The 1835-nt window shown below is 35.0% G+C and carries 1 protein-coding gene; it reads right to left on the reverse strand.

Annotated elements, in window-relative coordinates; genetic code table 11:
• Nucleotides 1-145 precede the first annotated feature (145 nt).
• Complete coding sequence (locus AB3X49_RS22350) at nucleotides 146-1786, reverse strand: M20/M25/M40 family metallo-hydrolase (protein WP_367964805.1); 1641 nt, start codon at nucleotides 1784-1786, stop codon at nucleotides 146-148.
• Nucleotides 1787-1835 lie beyond the last annotated feature (49 nt).

The raw sequence follows: 1835 nt of genomic DNA on the forward strand, positions 1-1835 counted from the left end.
TCATAATTTTCTCCCCTTTCTCTACTTATCGAGTAACATTAATAAATGAGGTACCGTCGCATTGTCATAAAGCTAAGGATTCACACTAATTATTAAGCAAAAAAGACCGTATCACTACGGTCCTTTTCTCGCTCTTATGCAAACACTATGACTGTGTAACTTTATTAGAAACAAGTAGTTTTTCAATACATATAGGTAACATATCTAATAACTTTTCAAATGCGTAATTTACGTCCAGACGCTCCGTCCATTGATGTGCATCTTTTCCTACTGGTCCCATATTTAATACTGGAACGTCAAACTCTTCTAATTCCTCTAGTGGAATCGAATAACCTTTATCCCATAATGGCATATTGTCTACAAGAGAACTCATTGAATCCAATGGGTTTTGTAAGCCCACATAGCTTAAATCTGAAATTCCTCCAAAATAATTTTGGTTTTCAAATGTAATGCTATGATTATAGTGGGCATACTTTTCCATTTCTACAACTACCTCTTTAATTAAAGGATTGTTGCGTGAACTCACAGCTGGATAGTATGGCGGCGCAAAGAAAAGTACAATCATTGGAGCCTTTTCTTTACATAAGATAGCTAATTTGTCTACTAAATCAATAGTTACTGCACGATCATCTTTATCTTCTCTATTTTTTATAATATCGGATTGAATTTCATCTATTTTTTCTTGTCCATATTGTTCAATTGCATAAGCGATAAGCTCTTCATACGTTAATACATTTACTTTAAGATTCGGCGGTATGAACGGATTATACTTAGAAAAATGATACGCTCGCTCCTCATAGGATTCTTCGATTTTCTCTGCTACTTTCGTTACTTTTTGGCGTAACAATGAAACTACATCTGTCATCGTTTTTTCTAGTAAAAACAAATTAAATAATGTGACTGCACGATGAGGAATTTGTACAGAATAATCCTCCTTTAAGTCTCTTTGAAGCAAGTTAGTTGGTGGAGGACTCGCTTCACCATCTACAATATCGCAAAGGTCCGTATTCAACTCTAATTCAGCTGTTAATAATGCAGCCATATAGCTCCCATTTAATCCTGCAAAAGGTTCGCCTACATGTGTCTCTTTTCCATAGCAAAGGAAACCAGGTAACACCTTACCAATAGAACCAGTATAAATATACTTATTTTGGTCACCAGGATGTCTTGAAAACATAGGCTCTGAATTTAGGACCGTTTTATACTCTAAGTCATGTTCTTTTGCTAGGTCTAATAATCTTGGAACAGCAGCTCTCATCCCTACAGAGTTCACTTCTTCATCTGGAACAGCCAATAAAAGAACATTTCCATCAAATCTTCCTTCACAAGCTTGCTCAACCATCGCCATTTGTAAAGCTAGACCACATTTCATGTCCATCGTTCCTCTACCAAATAGCCAATCTCCTTGTTCAATATCTTCACGTACATGATCTGGTAGCTCATCTTTATGAGAATAAAACATAGATGTTAATTTTTTAGGGTTAAATGCATCTTCTTTCCACACTCCGTAATCTTGTACATCTACAACATCAAAGTGGCTAACAAGAATTACGGTATTTTTCGTACTATCACTTTTCTTTACTAGGGCTGTAACAAAATATCTTCCATCTCCCGTCGGATTTTTTTGTAAATGATGCGGATTTTGTTTAAAATACTGTAAGTCAGATAATTGTTCTACAACAAAGTCTGGCAATATAACTTCAGCTTCTGAACCTGTAATACTAGGAATTTCAACAAGATTGCTTAATAATTGAACCAATTGTTCTTTAGATTGCCACTTTGACATATAAATCCCCCTATTTTTTCCGCATTATGAAAATCAATTCCAATATATG

Source organism: Bacillus sp. C30, from assembly GCF_040838255.1.
Classification (GTDB): Bacteria; Bacillota; Bacilli; order Bacillales; family Bacillaceae_G; genus Bacillus_A; species Bacillus_A mycoides.